Source organism: Cellulomonas sp. zg-ZUI22 (assembly GCF_017353535.1).
Lineage (GTDB): Bacteria > Actinomycetota > Actinomycetes > Actinomycetales > Cellulomonadaceae > Cellulomonas > Cellulomonas wangleii.
The window spans coordinates 49269-65030 of sequence record NZ_JAFMUZ010000005.1 but is presented as its reverse complement, the minus strand read 5'-3'; the positions used below and the strand labels follow the sequence as shown (position 1 = coordinate 65030).

11 protein-coding genes are annotated in these 15762 nt (G+C 77.1%); 7 read left to right on the top strand and 4 right to left on the bottom strand.

Going from position 1 to position 15762, the window contains the following annotated elements:
- Positions 1–30 precede the first annotated feature (30 nt).
- Positions 31–2079: an alpha-1,4-glucan--maltose-1-phosphate maltosyltransferase gene (locus tag J1G43_RS13975; protein WP_307859607.1), complete on the bottom strand. Its 2049-nt coding sequence runs from the start codon at positions 2077–2079 to the stop codon at positions 31–33.
- Between the two features lie 259 nt (positions 2080–2338).
- Between J1G43_RS13975 and glgP the strand changes: the two genes are divergently transcribed.
- Positions 2339–4957, top strand: coding sequence for an alpha-glucan family phosphorylase (glgP, locus tag J1G43_RS13970; RefSeq protein ID WP_207378671.1), 2619 nt, complete (start codon positions 2339–2341; stop codon positions 4955–4957).
- A 13-nt stretch (positions 4958–4970) separates the two neighbouring features.
- Here the strand turns inward: glgP and J1G43_RS13965 are convergent, their stop codons facing one another.
- Both J1G43_RS13965 and glgX read right to left on the bottom strand, forming a co-directional pair.
- On the bottom strand, positions 4971–6623 hold the full coding sequence (locus tag J1G43_RS13965; RefSeq protein WP_207378670.1) for an FAD-binding dehydrogenase: 1653 nt from the start codon (positions 6621–6623) through the stop codon (positions 4971–4973).
- Between the two features lie 31 nt (positions 6624–6654).
- Positions 6655–8862, bottom strand: coding sequence for a glycogen debranching protein GlgX (gene glgX, locus J1G43_RS13960; RefSeq protein WP_207378669.1), 2208 nt, complete (start codon positions 8860–8862; stop codon positions 6655–6657).
- 102 nt (positions 8863–8964) lie between these two features.
- Here glgX and J1G43_RS13955 point away from each other — a divergent pair, with 102 nt between their 5' ends.
- A complete protein-coding gene (locus J1G43_RS13955) occupies positions 8965–9759 on the top strand; it encodes an electron transfer flavoprotein subunit beta/FixA family protein (RefSeq protein WP_207340871.1) in 795 nt (264 codons plus the stop codon).
- A gap of 49 nt (positions 9760–9808) precedes the next feature.
- Positions 9809–10789, top strand: a complete 981-nt coding sequence (locus J1G43_RS13950) for an electron transfer flavoprotein subunit alpha/FixB family protein (protein WP_207340870.1) — start codon at positions 9809–9811, stop codon at positions 10787–10789.
- Between the two features lie 34 nt (positions 10790–10823).
- On the opposite strand, the gene J1G43_RS13945 is transcribed toward J1G43_RS13950, so the two are convergent.
- A complete protein-coding gene (locus J1G43_RS13945; RefSeq protein ID WP_207340869.1) occupies positions 10824–11819 on the bottom strand; it encodes a phosphotransferase family protein in 996 nt (331 codons plus the stop codon).
- Between the two features lie 146 nt (positions 11820–11965).
- Here J1G43_RS13945 and J1G43_RS13940 point away from each other — a divergent pair, with 146 nt between their 5' ends.
- The 4 genes from J1G43_RS13940 to J1G43_RS13925 are packed head-to-tail and all read left to right on the top strand — an operon-like array spanning position 11966 to position 15736.
- Positions 11966–13171 carry a cysteine desulfurase family protein gene (locus tag J1G43_RS13940; protein ID WP_207340868.1) on the top strand — a complete coding sequence of 402 codons (1206 nt, stop codon included), beginning with the start codon at positions 11966–11968 and terminating at the stop codon, positions 13169–13171.
- Positions 13171–14295, top strand: coding sequence for a tRNA 2-thiouridine(34) synthase MnmA (gene mnmA / locus J1G43_RS13935; protein ID WP_207378668.1), 1125 nt, complete (start codon positions 13171–13173; stop codon positions 14293–14295). The genes J1G43_RS13940 and mnmA overlap by 1 nt, the downstream gene beginning before the upstream one ends.
- Positions 14292–15311, top strand: coding sequence for a hypothetical protein (locus J1G43_RS13930; protein ID WP_207378667.1), 1020 nt, complete (start codon positions 14292–14294; stop codon positions 15309–15311). The genes mnmA and J1G43_RS13930 overlap by 4 nt, the downstream gene beginning before the upstream one ends.
- Complete coding sequence (locus J1G43_RS13925; RefSeq protein WP_207378666.1) at positions 15308–15736, top strand: hypothetical protein; 429 nt, start codon at positions 15308–15310, stop codon at positions 15734–15736. The genes J1G43_RS13930 and J1G43_RS13925 overlap by 4 nt, the downstream gene beginning before the upstream one ends.
- Positions 15737–15762: the final 26 nt, after the last annotated feature.

Genomic DNA, 15762 nt, shown 5'->3' with positions numbered 1-15762 from the left:
CGGCACCCTCCGGGGGCGGGAGCACGGGCCTCATCGTGCCCCGTGCGGGTGCTCGAGGTGGACCACGTGCGCGACGCTGACCATCGGGTCGAGCCGGACGTAGACCTGGTCGGACCAGGCGTACGTGTCGCCGGACAGCGCGTCGTGCGCAGCCACCGGCCGGTCGGCGGGCAGGCCGAAGGCGGTCAGGTCCAGGTGGACCACACCCTCCCGGGGGTGGTGCGGGTCGATGTTCACGACCACCACCACGGTGTCCGGCCGGCCCGTGGGCGAGTGGGCGGCGTCGAGGTGGCGCGAGAAGCACACGAGCGCGTCGTCGGTCGTGGGGTGCACCCGCACGTCGCGCAGCTGCTGCAGCGCCGGGTGCGCGCGCCGGATCTCGTTGAGGCGCCCCAGGAGCAGGGCGATCCCGAGGTCGTCGGCGCGGGCCCAGTCCCGCGGGCGGAACTCGTACTTCTCGTTGTCGATCTGCTCCTCGACCCCGGGCCGCGGCACGTTCTCGACCAGCTCGTAACCGGAGTACACGCCCCAGGTGGGCGAGCCCGTCGCCGCCAGCACGGCCCGCACGGCGAAGCCGGGGACCCCGCCCTGCTGCAGGTACGGCGGCAGGATGTCGTGCGTCGTCGGCCAGAAGCTCGGGCGCAGCCAGGCCGCCTCCTCGCCGCCGACCCGGGCGAGGTACTCCTCGAGCTCCGCCTTGGTGTTGCGCCAGGTGAAGTACGTGTACGACTGGTGGAAGCCGACCTTCGCCAGCGTCAGCATCATCGCCGGGCGGGTGAACGCCTCGGACAGGAAGATCACCTCGGGGTGCGACGCGTTGACGTCCGCCAGCAGCCGCTGCCAGAACGACAGCGGCTTGGTGTGCGGGTTGTCGACCCGGAACGCCGTCACCCCGTGGTCGATCCACACCTGCAGGACCCGGCGGACCTCGGCGTAGATCCCCTCGGGGTCGTTGTCGAAGTTCAGGGGGTAGATGTCCTGGTACTTCTTGGGCGGGTTCTCCGCATGGGCGATCGTGCCGTCGGCCCGCGTGGTGAACCACTCCGGGTGCTCGGTGACCCACGGGTGGTCCGGCGAGGCCTGCAGCGCGAGGTCGAGCGCGACCTCCAGGCCCAGCGAGCGGGCCCGCGCGACGAAGGCGTCGAAGTCGTCGAACGTGCCGAGCGTCGGCTCGATGGCGTCGTGCCCGCCGTCCGGGGAGCCGATGGCGTAGGGCGAGCCGGGGTCGCCGGGCAGCGCGTCCAGGGCGTTGTTGCGGCCCTTGCGGTGCGTGGTGCCGATGGGGTGGATCGGCGTGAGGTACACGACGTCGAAGCCCATCGCCGCGATGCGCGGCAGCTGGTTGGCCGCCGTGCGCAGCGTGCCCGACGTCCACCGCCGGGTGGCCTCGTCGTACGTCGCGCCGTGCGACCGGGGGAACATCTCGTACCACGACCCGGTGAGCGCCAGCCGACGGTGCACGACCAGGGGGTAGGCCCGCGACCGGGTGACCATGTCGCGCAGGGGCGCGCGGTCGAGCACCTCACGGACCTCGGGCGCCAGCGCCGCGGCGAGCCGGGCGAGCGGGGGACGGGACGTGTCGCGCAGCCCGGCGACGGCGTCGAGGAGGACGCGGGCGTCGCGCGGGCGCATCGCGTCCTCGCCGGTGCCGCCGGCGGCGCGCTGGAGCACGAGCTCGCCCTCGGTGAGCATGAGCTCGACGTCGATGCCCGCCTCGACCTTGATCGCGGCGTCGTGCGCCCAGGTGCCGTACGGGTCGGACCAGCCCTCGACGCGGAAGGACCACTCGCCCTCGGCGTCCGGGACCAGGCGTGCCTCGTACCTGTCGAGGCCGGGCGCGATGTCGACCATGCGGGCCACGGAGTGGACCGAGCCGTCGGGCCGCAGCAGCACCGCGGTCGCGCCCAGCGCGTCGTGGCCCTCGCGGATCACGGTCGCCCGCACGGGCACCGCCTCGCCCACCGCCGCCTTCGCGGGGAAGCGTCCCTCCTCGGCGACGGGGGAGACGTCGAGCACCGGGATGCGACCCACGGGCACCACGGGCACCACGGGCACGGGAGCGTCCGTGGTCGGGGTCACGTCGGGCTGCGGGGGCAGTACGGGGGCGACGGCACGTGCGGGGCCGGGGGATGTGGCCGGTGACGTGCGACGAGAGCGGCGGGGAGTCGTCACGGTCCCGAACCTATCCGCCCTGCAGGGGTGGTGGCATCCGGTGGGCGGCGCGTCGGCCGCCGCGCCGCGCCGCGGGCCCCGGCTCGCGGTCGGGAAGCCGGACGGGCGTCCGGGTCGGACGTCCAGAACCGCTGTGCGATCCGTCCGTTCTGCGTAGTCTGCGCGCGTGAGAGCCATCCGCCGGTTCACTGTCCGCACCCTCCTGCCTGCACCGCTGGCCGAGCTCGAGGAGCTCGCGCACGACCTGCGGTGGGCCTGGCACCCGCCGACGCGCGCCGTCCTCGCCGACCTCGACCCGGCGGCCTGGTCCCGCGTGGGAGGCGACCCCGCCGCCCTGCTCGACGCGCTCGAGCCGGAGCGGCTCGCGGCCGCCGCCGCGGACCCCGCGCTGGTGGCCCGCGTCCGGGCGGCGGCGGCCGACCTGCGGGCTTACCGCACGGGACCACGGTGGTACCAGGGCCAGGGCGGGGCCGCGCTGCCCGCCGCCGTCGCGTGGTTCCCGCCCGGCCCCGACGACGCCCCCGCAGCCGCGCCGGACGACCCGGCGCCGAACGCCCCGGCACCCGGCGACCCGGCCCCCCACAGCCTGGAGGCCCTCGCGAGCGACCACCTGCGCGCGGCGTCCGACCTGGGCGTCCCCCTGGTCGCCGTCGGGCTGGTCGACGACCTGCTGCGCGGGGCGACGGACGGCACCCGGGACACCGGCCCGGGCGCGACCCGGTCGGCCGCTCGGGACGGCGGCGCCGCGCCGCTGCTGCGGGAGCCCGACGGGACGCCGGTCGTCGTGCAGGTCGCAACCCCCGGGGGTGGTGCGCTGGGCGCCCGGGTCCGCGTCGCCCGTGCCGGGCGCGTCCCCGTGCTGCTGCTGGACCCCACGACGCCGGGGACCACGGCGGCCGGGGCGCGTGCCGCTGCGGGGTCCGCCGCGGCCCGTCGGCTCGAGCGGGCGCTGCTGCGGGGGGTCGGCGGGCTGCGGGCGGTGCGGGCCCACGCGCGTCTCACCGGTGCGCCGCAGCCCGAGGTGGTGCACGCCGGCGGCGCGCACGCCGGGTTCGTCGGGCTGGAGCGGGTGCGCGAGCTCGTCGCCGGCGGCGCGACGTACGACGTCGCGCTCGAGCTGGTCAGGGCGACGTCCGTCCTCGCCGTGCAGGTCCCCGGTCCGGCGACGCTGCTCGACGGCGCGCTGGTGGCCGAGCACCTCGCGGCGCTCGACCCCGCCGGCGACCTGCCCGTGACCGACGTCCTGACGCTCGGCGCACGCGCCGGGGATGGTGTCGGCACCCCCGTCGACACCGCCGTCGACACCGCCGTCCTCGCGCTGCGCCTGGCCGACCGCGCGAGCGGCGACTCCCGCCGCCACGGCCGCGCGTGCCGCGAGGCCTTCGCCGACCTGTGGCCGGGCTTCGACCCCCAGGAGGTCCCGATCGGCTCGGTCACCGCCGGCGTGCACGCGCCCACGTGGGTCGCGCCCGAGGTGACGGACCTGGGCGCCCGCCGGATGAGCGCGCGCGACCTGGCCACCGGCGCCGGCTGGGACGCCGGCGGGCCCGTCGAGGACGCGGAGCTCTGGGAGCTCCGTCGTCGGCTGCGCGCGCGGCTGGTCGACCTGCTCCCGGGCGGGGCGGTCGGACCGCGCGGGTCGGCGCCCGGTGCCGACGAGGTGCTCACCGTGGGAGTGGTGCACCGGCCGTCGTCGGGTGCACCCCTGGACCTGCTCCTCGCCGACCCGGAGCGCCTGGTCGCGCTGCTGCTCGACGCGGCCCGCCCCGTGCGCCTGGTCGTCGCCGCCCCGCCGGGCGGCGTCCCCGCCGGGCTCGCCGCGCTCGCGGACCGGCCCGACCTGGGCGACCGGCTCGTCGTCCTCACCGACGCCTCGTGCGACGTGGTCCGCGCGCTCCATGCCGGCTGCGACGTGTGGCTCGACACGCCCGTGGACCCGTCGGGGGCGAGCACCCCGTCGGGGATGCGCGCGGCGCTCAACGGCGTCCTCACCGTCGCGGTGCGCGACGGCTGGTGGGACGAGTGGTACGACGGCGAGGACGGCTGGGCGCTGCCGCGGCCCGCGCCCGACGAGGGTGACGAGGCGACGTCGCAGCGCGCCGCGGCTCTGCACGAGCTCCTCGCGGAGCAGGTGCTGACCTGCTTCCACGACCGGGACGGTGACGGGCTGCCGCGCCGCTGGCTGGCGACGGTCCGACGCACGCTCGTCAGCCTCGCGCCCAAGGTGCAGGCGACGCGCATGGTCGCCGACCACGTCGCGCACCTCTACGCGCCTGCCGCCGCGGCGGGCGCGGCCCTCGCCGCCGACGACCTCGCCGGTGCCGTCGCGCTCGCCGGCTGGCGGTCGCGGGTCCGGGCCGCGTGGCCGGGTGTCGCCGTCGACGACGTCGAGGTCACGGGCGCCGGCACGCCGCCGCGGGTCGGTGACGTGCTGCGCGTGCGGGCGTCGGTCACGCTCGGCGGCCTGCTGCCCGACGACGTCGCGGTGCAGGTGCTGCACGGGCCGGTCGACCCGGACGACGAGATCACGGACCTGCACGTCGCGGCCCTGACGCCGGTGGCTCCCGCCCCCGGCGCGCCGGACGGCGGCGCCGACGCGGAGCCGGTCGGCGCCGGCGGCGCGGAGCCGGACGGCGACGGCCGGGCCGGGGACGGGCGGTACGCGTACGTCGGGGAGGTCGGGCTGACGCGCACCGGACCGTTCGGGTGGACCGTGCGGGTGGTGCCCCGGCACGACGCGCTGACGTCGGTGGCCGCGACCGGGCTGGTGGCGACCGCGGGCTGACCGGGCGGCGTGCTCAGCCGGCCGCGAGGGCGCGCCCCGCGGTGCGTCCGGTGAACAGGCAGCCGCCGAGGAACGTCCCCTCCAGGGCCCGGTGGCCGTGGACGCCGCCACCGCCGAACCCGGCGGCCTCGCCCACCGCCCACAGCCCCGGCAGCACCTCCCCGTCGGGGCGCAGCACGCGCCCCTCGAGGTCCGTGGCGAGCCCGCCGAGGGTCTTGCGGGTGAGGACCGACAGCCGCACGGCGTACAGGGGCCCGTGCTCCGGGTCGAGCAGGCGGTGCGGCGGCGCGACCCGCACGGCCCGGTCGACGACGTACCGGCGGGCCGTCGCGGTCGCGACGACCTGCAGGTCCTTGCCCAGGCCCGTGGCCACCTGGGCGTCACGCGCCGCGATCGTGGCGGCGAGCGCGTCCGGGTCGATGCGGTCCGTGCCCGTCAGCGCGTTCATGCCTGCCGCGAGGCCCGCCGGTGTGGTCGCCGTGACGAACTCCGGCGACCGCTGCGCGAACGCCTCGACCGGGCCGACGGCCCCCGCACGCACGCGCTGCAGCAGGAGCCGCAGGTCACGGCCCGTGAGGTCCGGGTTCTGCTCGGAGCCGGACAGCGCGAGCTCCTTGCCGAGGATCGTGCGGTCGAGCACGAACCACGAGTGGTCGTGCCCGTGCGACGTGAGGTGGGTGAGCGTGCCGAGGGAGTCGAACCCGGGGAACAGCGGGGCCGGCAGCCGTCGGCCGTCGGCGTCCAGCCACAGCGAGCTGGGTCCCGGCAGGATCCGGATGCCGTGCGCCGTCCACACCGGGGAGTGGTGGGCGACGCCCTCCGGGTAGTGCCACATGCGGCCGGCGTGGGCCACGTGCGCGCCGGCCGCGCGGGCCGCCGCGATGCCGGAGCCGTCCACGTGGTCGGGCACGCCGGAGAGCAGGCGCGCCGGGAGGGGGCCGGCCGCGACGGGCCACGTGGCGCGCACCAGGTCGTGGGCGGCACCGATGCCCCCGGTCGCCACGACCACCGCGGGGGCGGCGACCTCGAACGGACGCAGCACGGCCCGCGACGACGGCACGCCGCGGGCCGCACGGTCGGGTGCCAGCACGTCCCCCCGGACGCCGGTCACACGCCCGTCCGTCGTGGTCAGCGCGGTGACCCGGTGCCGGAACCGCACCTCGACGAGCCCGTCGCGGTGCCCGTCCAGCAGCGTCCGGACGAACGGCTCGAGGACCGCGGGACCGGTGCCCCACGTGACGTGGAACCGCGGCACGGAGTTGCCGTGGCCGTCGGCCAGGTAACCGCCACGCTCCGCCCACTGCACCAGCGGGAACCAGCGCACGCCCTGGCCGTGCAGCCACGACCGCATCCCCCCGGCGGCGAACTCGACGAACGCCTCCGCCCAGGCCCGCCCCCAGCGGTCGGACCCGTCGTCGGCGAACGCCGCCGACCCGAGCCAGTCCGCGAGCGCCAACTCGGCGCTGTCCCGGACGCCCAGACGCCGCTGCTCGGGGGAGTCGACCAGGAACAGCCCGCCGAACGACCACCACGCCTGCCCGCCGAGGCCCGCCGGCGGCTCCGCGTCCAGCAGGAGCACGCGGCGCCCGGCCCGCAGCAGCTCGGCGGTGGTGACCAGGCCCGCGAGCCCGGCACCGACGACCACGACGTCGTGGGGGTGCGTCATGGCGGCACGCTACCGCCGCCGGGGGCCGGCGTCAGGGGCGCACGTACACCCGCATGCTCAGCGGCTCGACCGTCGTCACCGCACCCCCCGGCGGGTGCAGGCCGCCGGAGATCGCCACGGTCGAGACCTCGGACGGGTGCTCCCACACGGAGTCCCACGCGAGCCGCCACGGCCGCTCGTCGCCCGCCACGAGCCGCACCTCGGCGGCGTCGAGCGCCCCGTTGACGACGAGGAGCACCTGGTCGTCGTGGGGTGCGGGTGCGACCCGGACCATCTGGAACGTGCGGACGCCCGCGTCGTGCCAGCGGGCGTGGTCGAACTCGACGCCGTCGGTGCCGTACCAGCCGAGGTCCGGCGGCCCGCCGGGTACCCAGGGGCTCCCGGAGTAGAACGTCTGGGTGCTCAGGGCCGGGTGGCTGTGCCGCAGGGCCACGAGGTGCCGGGTGGTCGCGAGCAGCGACGTCCGCCACGGCGCCAGGTCCCAGTCGACCCAGGAGATCTCGTTGTCCTGGCAGTACGCGTTGTTGTTGCCCCGCTGCGTGCGCCCCATCTCGTCGCCCGCCGTGATCATCGGGGTCCCGGCGGACAGCACGAGCGTGGCGAACAGGTTGCGCAGCGACCGGCGGCGCAGCGGCGCGATGTCGGCGGCGGGGGAGTCGCGCTGCACGGGACCCTCGACGCCGTGGTTCCACGACCGGTTGTCGTCCGAGCCGTCGCGGTTCTGCTCGCCGTTGGCGGTGTTGTGCTTGTGCTCGTAGGCGACGAGGTCCGCCAGCGTGAAGCCGTCGTGCGCCGTCACGTAGTTCACCGACGCGCGCGGGCCACGGGCCAGGCCGGGTGACCCGCCGCCGAACAGGTCGACGGACCCCGACAGGCGCGTGGCGAGCTCGCGCACCCGGTCCCCGGGCAGGCCGTGCGCGGCGCGGCCGGGGTCGGCGAGCCAGAAGGAGCGCACCGCGTTGCGGAACTTGTCGTTCCACTCCGCGAAGGGCGGCGGGAACTGCCCGGTCCGCCAGCCGCCCGGGCCGACGTCCCAGGGCTCCGCGACGAGCTTGAGCCCGGCGAGCCGCGGGTCGGTCGCGGCCGCCACGTACGTCGCGTGGTCGGCGCGGAACCCGTCGGTGCCCCGTCCGAGGGTGACCGCGAGGTCGAACCGGAACCCGTCGACGCCGACGACGTCCGCCCAGTAGCGCAGCGAGTCCAGGGTCATGTGGACCACGCCGGTGCGGCGGAAGTCCAGGGAGTTGCCGGTCCCCGTCACGTCGGCGAGCGTCGCCGGGACCGCGCCGCCGTGCGCGTAGTAGTAGGCGTTGTCCAGGCCGCGCCAGGACACGTGCTGCCCGTCCGTGCCGCCCTCGCAGGTGTGGTTGTAGACGACGTCGAGCAGCACCTCGAGCCCGGCCTCGTGCAGCGCGTGGACCGTCGCGCGCAGCTCCGCGAGCACGGCCGCCGGGCCCGCCGCGCGGGCCGCTGCCGTGGCGTACGCCGCGTGCGGCGCGAAGAAGCCGAGCGTCGAGTAGCCCCAGTAGTTGGTCAGGCCCTTGGCCACCAGGTGCGGCTCGGACGTGAACGCGTGGATCGGCAGCAGCTCGATCGCGGTGACGCCCAGCCCGAGGAGGTGGTCGATCACGGCGGGGTGCGCGAGGCCCGCGTACGTGCCGCGCAGCTCCTCCGGCAGGGCGGGGTGCAGGCGGGTCAGGCCCTTGGTGTGCGCCTCGTAGACGACCGTGCGCGACCACGGCGTCCAGGGGCGGTTGGCCGCCGGGTCGGGCCCGGGCAGCGCACGCGTGTCGACGACGACGCCGTGCGGCACGTGCGCCGCGGAGTCGCGGCCGTCCGGGGGGCCGTAGGGGTTGCCCGTCAGGTCGCTCGCCACGACGTGGCCGTACGTCTCCGGGCCGTAGCCCAGGTCGCCCACGAGGCCCCGGGCGTACGGGTCGACCAGCAGCTTGGCGGGGTTGTACCGCAGGCCGTAGGCGGGCTCCCACGGGCCGTGCGCCCGCAGGCCGTAGCGCTGCCCGGGCCGGACCCCCGGCACCGACGCGGTCCAGTGGCCCAGCCGCGGGCCCGACAGCGGCACGCGGCGCTCCGTGGGGGCGTCCAGGGGGCCGTCGAGCAGGCAGAGCTCGACCGCGGTGGCGTGGGGGGCGAGGACGCCCACGTCGACACCGGTGTCGGTGACGTGGACGCCGAGGCGGTACGGCCCGTGCGCTCGGCCGGTCGTCGTGGGGTCGGTCACCCCCACATCGTGCCAGCAGCACGGTCCGGTCCGTGTCGGCGGTGTTTCCAGCAGGCGACACGGACCGGGAGCGTGGGGCCCGCGGGAGGTAACGTTCGGGGGGTGAGGATCGTCGTCTGCGTGAAGTTCGTCCCCGACATCCAGTCCGACCGGCAGCTCGGTCCCGACGGGCGCGTCGTGCGCGACGGCGGTGACGGCACCCTCAACGAGCTCGACGAGAACGCCGTCGAGGCCGCGCTCACGCTGGCCGAGGAGCACGACGGCGAGGTCGTCGTGCTGACCGTGGGCCCGGACGACGCCGTCGACGCGGTCCGCAAGGGCCTGCAGATGGGCGCCGACGAGGCGGTGCACGTGCTGGACGACGACGTGGCCGGCTCGGACGCGATCGGGACCGCGACGGTCCTGGCCGCGGCGGTGCGTCACCTGGCCGCGGACTCCCCGGTCGACCTGGTCGTCACCGGCATGGCGGGACTCGACGGCCTGACGTCGCTGCTCCCGGCCGCGCTGGCCGAGGAGCTCGACCTGCCCGCCCTGCCCCTGGCGTCGGCGCTCACCGTCGACCCGCAGGCGCGGACCGTGACGGCCACGCGCCGCCTGGACCACGCGACCGAGACGCTGCAGGCGCCGCTGCCGGCCCTGGTGTCGGTCACGGACGGCATCAACGAGCCGCGCTACCCGAACTTCAAGGGGATCATGGCGGCCCGCAAGAAGCCTGTCACCACCCTGACCCTCGCCGACCTGGGCGTCGACCCCGCCACGGTCGGCGCCGCGGGCGCCCGCACGCAGGTGCTCGAGGCGGCGCCGCGCCCGCCGCGGGAGGACCGTGTGCTCGTCACCGACACGGGCGACGCCGGCACCCGGCTGGCCGCCTGGCTCGTCGAGCGCAAGCTCGTCTGACGCCGGCCCGCCCCACCCCCGTCACCCCGCACCACCCGGAGGACCCGCCGTGACCGCCACCCCCGTGCTCGTCCTGCTCGACCACGCCGCCGACGGCACGCTGCGCCCGCCGGTGCGCGAGCTGCTGACCCTCGCGCGGGAGCTGGCCGGCGACGCCGGTGTGCACGGCGTGTGGGCCGGTGCCGAGGACGTCGCCGGGGCGCTGCCCGTGCTCGCGGCGCAGGGCGTGAGCACGGTGCACCGTCTGGTGGCCGACGCCGACCCGCACCTCTCGGCCGTGCTGGCCGACGGCCTGCAGGCCGCGCTCGCGGCCTCGGGCGCCACGGTGCTGCTGCTCGTCTCCTCCTTCGAGAACAAGGAGGCGGCGGCGCGCGTGGCCGTGCGCACCGGCGCGGGGGTCGTCACGGACGCCGACGGCGTCGTGCTCGAGGACGGGCGCGTCGTCGCGCACAAGACCGTGCTGGCCGGCACGTGGACCACGCGGTGCGCCGTGACCGCGCCCCGCGCGGTGGTCACCGTCAAGGCGAACTCGGTGACCGCGCAGGACGCCGCGGTCCCGTCCACGCCGGCCGTCGTCGACCTGCCGGTCGAGGTGCGCCCCGGCTCGACCCGCGTGCACCTCGTCGAGCGCACCGAGCACGCCGACTCGGGCCGCCCGGACCTCGGCTCGGCCCACGTCGTGGTGGTCGGGGGGCGCGGCACCGAGGGTGACTTCTCGGTGGTCGAGGAGCTGGCCGACGTGCTCGGGGGTGCCGTGGGCGCCACCCGCGTCGCCACGGACGAGGGCTGGATCGCGCACGACGCGCAGATCGGGCAGACCGGCGTGACCGTGTCGCCGCGCCTCTACATCGGGGCCGGCGTGTCCGGGGCGGTGCACCACCGCGGCGGCATGCAGGCGTCCGGGACGATCGTCGCGGTGAACAACGACCCCGACGCGCCGATCTTCGAGATCGCCGACTTCGGTGTGGTCGGCGACCTGTTCACGGTGCTGCCGCAGGCGGCGGCGGAGCTGCGTCGCCTGCAGGGCTGAGCACGCCGGCACCGGGGCCGGCGCGGCCGCGGGGTCAGCTCAGGTCGCGCAGCCAGCGCAGCGTGGCACCCGCCTGCGCGGCCTGGAAGGCGCGCAGGTTGGGGATGCCGGTCGGCGACGGCTGTGCGGACGACCAGGCGAAGTACCCGGCCAGTCCGGCCAGTGCCGACCGCAGGTCGTCGGCGCCCACACCCTGAGCCGCCTCGCTGCTGGCGAAGAGCGCGGCCGGGTCGCTACCGGCACCGCCCTGGAGCATGACGCTCGGCAGCATGAACGCGAGGTCGATCCACGGTGCCCCGACGCACGCGTGGGGCCAGTCGATGAGCCACACGCGGTCGTGGCCGTCCTCGATCATGAGGTTGTCCGCCCGCAGGTCCCCGTGCACCAGGGAGTCGCCGGCGCACACCCGCAGGGCGTCCTGCTCCCACGCGACCAGCTCGTCCAGGTGGTCCAGCGCCCAGCGGCCCGGCTCCTCGAGCAGCTCGGCCACGTGCTCGCGCTGCTGCGGCGTGCCGCGCAGCATCGAGCGCCACCCCGTGAAGTCCTCGGCCAGCAGGTCGTCGGCCCGCGGCAGGTCGTGGCCGGGCGCGGGGGTGCAGCGCGCCAGGTCGTCGAGCGCGCGGAGCACCAGCGCGAGGTCGTCCGAGCGCCACGGCAGCTCCGGGGACCGTCCGTGCACCGCGTCGAAGCCGAGCAGGACCCAGTGGCCGTCGTCGTCCCACCAGCGCAGCGCGGGCGCGGGCACCTCGGGGGGCAGCGCACGCGCGGCGCGGATCTCGGCCCGCGCGAGGTCCGGCGAGTGCGGGTTCTGGTCCGCCGAGACGGCCTTCACGAAGACGGCGCGACCGTCGGTGAGCTCCAGGACCGCGCAGAACCCGGGCGAGAACCCGCTGGTGGCCGACATCTCGGCGGTCACGCGGGCACCGGCCAGCGTCTCGATGCGCTCGCGCACCGCACGCGGCAGGTCACGCCAGTCCAGCCGCTGGCCGCCGAAGGCGAGCGGCAGCGCCATGACGTCGTCGGCACTCACCCCCACATCCTGCAGCATCCCGGACCGGTCCACGGCACTCCGGGCACTCTCGTGCGGGCGAACGTGGGCCGAGGACGGGCGGATCCGGACGAACCGGGCGGACGTGAGCGCCCGGGGCGGACCCCGGGCGTTCGTAGACTGTCGGGGTGAGTGCACCCCGCACCCGCGCGGTCTACCTCGACCACGCGGCGACCACCTCGATGCGCCCCGCGGCGCTCGCCGCCCTGACGGCCGGGCTCGCGCGCACCGGCAACCCCTCGTCGCTGCACACGGCGGGGCGGGCGGCGCGCCGGACCGTCGAGGAGGCCCGCGAGCAGGTCGCGGCGTCCCTGGGCGCACGGCCGAGCGAGGTGGTGTGGACCGCGGGCGGCACCGAGGCCGACAACCTGGCGGTCAAGGGGCTGTTCTGGGCGCGGCGCACGCAGGACCCGTCGCGCCGGCGCGTCGTGGTGTCCGCGGTCGAGCACCACGCGGTCCTCGACCCCGCCTTCTGGCTCGCCGAGCACGCCGGCGCGGAGCTCGCGCTGCTGCCCGTGGACGGCGAGGGTCGCGTGGACCTCGACGCGCTGCGCGCCGAGCTCGAGGAGCACGGGGACGCGGTGGCGCTCGTCTCGGTGATGTGGGCCAACAACGAGGTGGGCACGCTGCAGCCGCTGGAGCAGGTCGTCGGCCTCGCGCACCGGTACGGCGTCCCCGTGCACGCGGACGCGGTGCAGGCGGTCGGGCAGGTCCCGGTCGACCTGCGCGCGTCCGGGGTCGACGCGCTGACGGTGAGCGGTCACAAGGTCGGCGGGCCCGGCGCCACCGGCGCCCTGCTGGCGCGCCGCGGTCTCGACCTCACCCCCGTGCTGCACGGGGGCGGGCAGGAGCGCGGCGTGCGGTCCGGCACGCTCGACCCCGCGCTGCTGGCGGCGTTCGCGGCCGCGGTGGACGAGGCGGTGACGACGCGCGAGGACCACGCCGCGCGCGTCGGGGCGCTGCGCGACGACCTGGTGCGGCGCGTGCTGGCGGCCGTCCCCGGCGCGACGCTGCGTGGCCCTGCCGACGCCTCTCACCGCCTGCCCGGCAACGCCCACCTGACGTTCGCGGGCTGCGAGGGCGACTCCCTGCTGTACCTGCTCGACGCGGCGGGGGTCGAGGCGTCCACGGGCTCCGCGTGCCAGGCCGGCGTGCCGCGGCCGTCGCACGTGCTGCTCGCGATGGGCGTCGGCGAGGACGACGCGCGCGGTGCGCTGCGGTTCTCGTTCGGCGCCACCTCGACGGCCGACGACGTCGACGCCGTGGTCGACGTGCTGCCCGGCGCGGTCGAGCGGGCGCGGGCCGCGGGGCTGTCGATGGCGGTGGGGGCCTGATGCGCGTGCTGGCGGCCATGTCCGGCGGTGTGGACTCCGCGGTCGCGGCGGCCCGCGCCGTCGACGCGGGCCACGACGTGGTGGGCGTGCACATGGCGCTGTCGCGCACGCCCGCCCAGGAGCGCACCGGGTCGCGCGGCTGCTGCTCGATCGAGGACGCGTCCGACGCGCGCCGCGCCGCCGACGTGCTGGGCATCCCGTACTACGTCTGGGACATGTCCGAGCGCTTCGAGGCGACGGTCGTGGCGGACTTCCTGTCCGAGTACGCGGCGGGGCGCACCCCCAACCCGTGCGTGCGGTGCAACGAGCACGTGAAGTTCGCGGCGCTGCTGGACAAGGCGGTCGCCCTCGGCTTCGACGCCGTGTGCACCGGTCACTACGCGCGGGTGGTCGAGGGCGTCGACGGCGTCCGCGAGCTGCACCGCGCCGCCGATGCGGCCAAGGACCAGTCCTACGTGCTGGCCGTCATGGGCCCCGAGCGGCTGGCGCGCGCGGTGTTCCCGCTGGGGGACGTCACGTCGAAGGCCGAGGTGCGCGCCGAGGCCGTCGCGCGGGGCCTGTCGGTCGCCGCCAAGCCCGATTCGTACGACATCTGCTTCGTCGCCGACGGGGACACCCAGGGCTTCCTGCGCCGCGCGCTCGGGGAGCAGCCCGGCGACATCGTCGACGAGGACGGTGCCGTGGTGGGGACGCACGACGGCGCCTACGCCTACACGGTGGGGCAGCGGCGTGGTCTGTCGCTGGGCCGCCCCGCGCCCGACGGCCGGCCGCGGTACGTGCTCGCGGTCGAGCCGGTCCGGCGCCGCGTCGTCGTCGGGCCCGCGGAGCACCTCGACGTCGCGCACGTCCGCGGGGACGCCGCGGTCTGGTTCGGTGCCGTCCCGTCGGCGGGAACGTCGTGCACCGTCCAGGTGCGCGCGCACGGCGCCGACGTCCCGGCGCGGGTGCTCGCCGCCGACGCGGGGTCCGTGACCGTCGACGTCGCCGACGGGGGCGTCCGCGGGGTCGCCCCGGGGCAGTCCCTCGTGCTGTACGACGGCTCCCGGGTGCTGGGGCAGGCCACCGTGGCCGGGACGCGCACCGCCGCCGACCTGGCCGGTGCGGCATCGGACGGCGCCGCGTGACCGCGGTCAGCGGCGTCGGGCCGTGGCCCGGCACGGACGCGCTCGAGGCCGCGACCACGGTCGTCGGCGACCTGGGGGACACCCCGGCCGAGGTGGTGGGTCTGCCGTTCGCCGTGCTGCTGCCGGCGCGCGGGCCCTGGGGCGACGCGACCGGTGCGGCCGTCGCGCTGCTCGCGGACCTGCCCGCCGAGCTCGGACCGCACGGCTGGAAGCTCGCCGACCGGCCGGGCCGCGACCTGGCGCGCGCCCGCGCCCTGGCGCGGGAGGACCTCGACGCGCTCGCGGTGGCCGCCCACGGCTGGCCCGGCGGGCTCGTGCTGCCGGTGCTCGGGCCGTTCACGCTGGCCGCCGAGGTGTACCTGGCCCGCGGGGACCGCATCCTGTCGGACCCCGGGGCGGTGCGGGACACCGTCGCGTCGGCCGCGGAGGGCATCGCCGCCCGCGTCGCGGACGTGCGGCGCGTCCTGCCCGGCGCGGACGTGCGGGTGCTGCTGCGCGAGCCGCTGCTCGCGGCCGTGCTCGCGGGCGTGGTGCCGACGTTCAGCGGGCGGGCCCCGCTGCGGCGCGTCCCGCTCCCGGTGGTCGCCGACGGTCTGACCGCCGTCGCGGACACCGTGCGCGCCGCGGGTGCCTCCGCCGTGGTGGTGCACCCCGGGGCGTCGTGGTCGGCGCTCGGCGCGATCCGCGCCTCCGAGGCGGACGGCGCGGCGCTGGCGGTCGCGGACCTCGGCGAGCGCGGCTGGGAGGAGGTCGCGGGTCTGGTCGAGTCGGGGCGGTCCCTGTGGGCCGAGCTGCCCGCCCAGCGGTCGTCGCAGTGCGCCGGGCCCGACGTCGTGGGGCAGGCGGACGCGCTGACGCGGCCCTGGCGGGGCGTCGGCCTGCCGGCGACCGCGCTGCGGGACGTCGTCCTGCTGGCCGGCGCACCACCCGAGCGGGCCACGCCCGACGACGCACGCGGTGCGCTCGCCGGCCTCGTGCGCGCCGCGAGCATCGTCGCCGAGAGAGCAGAGTCGTGAGCGCACCCACCCGTCGTCGTCCCCGTTCGCGCCGCCGCGCGCTCCTGCTGCTCGCCGCGTCGGGGGTGGCGCTCGTGGGCGTGCTGACGCTCGCGGGGGTCTGGCTCGGGCTGGGGGTGACCGCGCTGCGGGTCTCCGCGACCGGGGAGGAGCCCTGCCTCGTCGCCTCCGAGACCGACAGCGACGTGCGCATCCGCTTCGACCTCGTGCCCGCCCGTGCGCTGTGCGTGCGCGAGACGGGGACCGAGCGGGACGAGGTCGTCCTCGCCTCGGCACCGACGGGGGTCGTCGTCGGGGGGATCGTGTTCGCCGTCGTCGGGGTCGTGGGCACCGTGCTGGTGCTGCTGCCCGCCCGTCGGCGCCCGGCGCCGCCGTCCGGTGACGTGCCGGCCGACCGGCCCGTGGGAGCCGCCGGCACCGGGTGAGGTTCGCGGCCGCAGGCCCCCGGCGG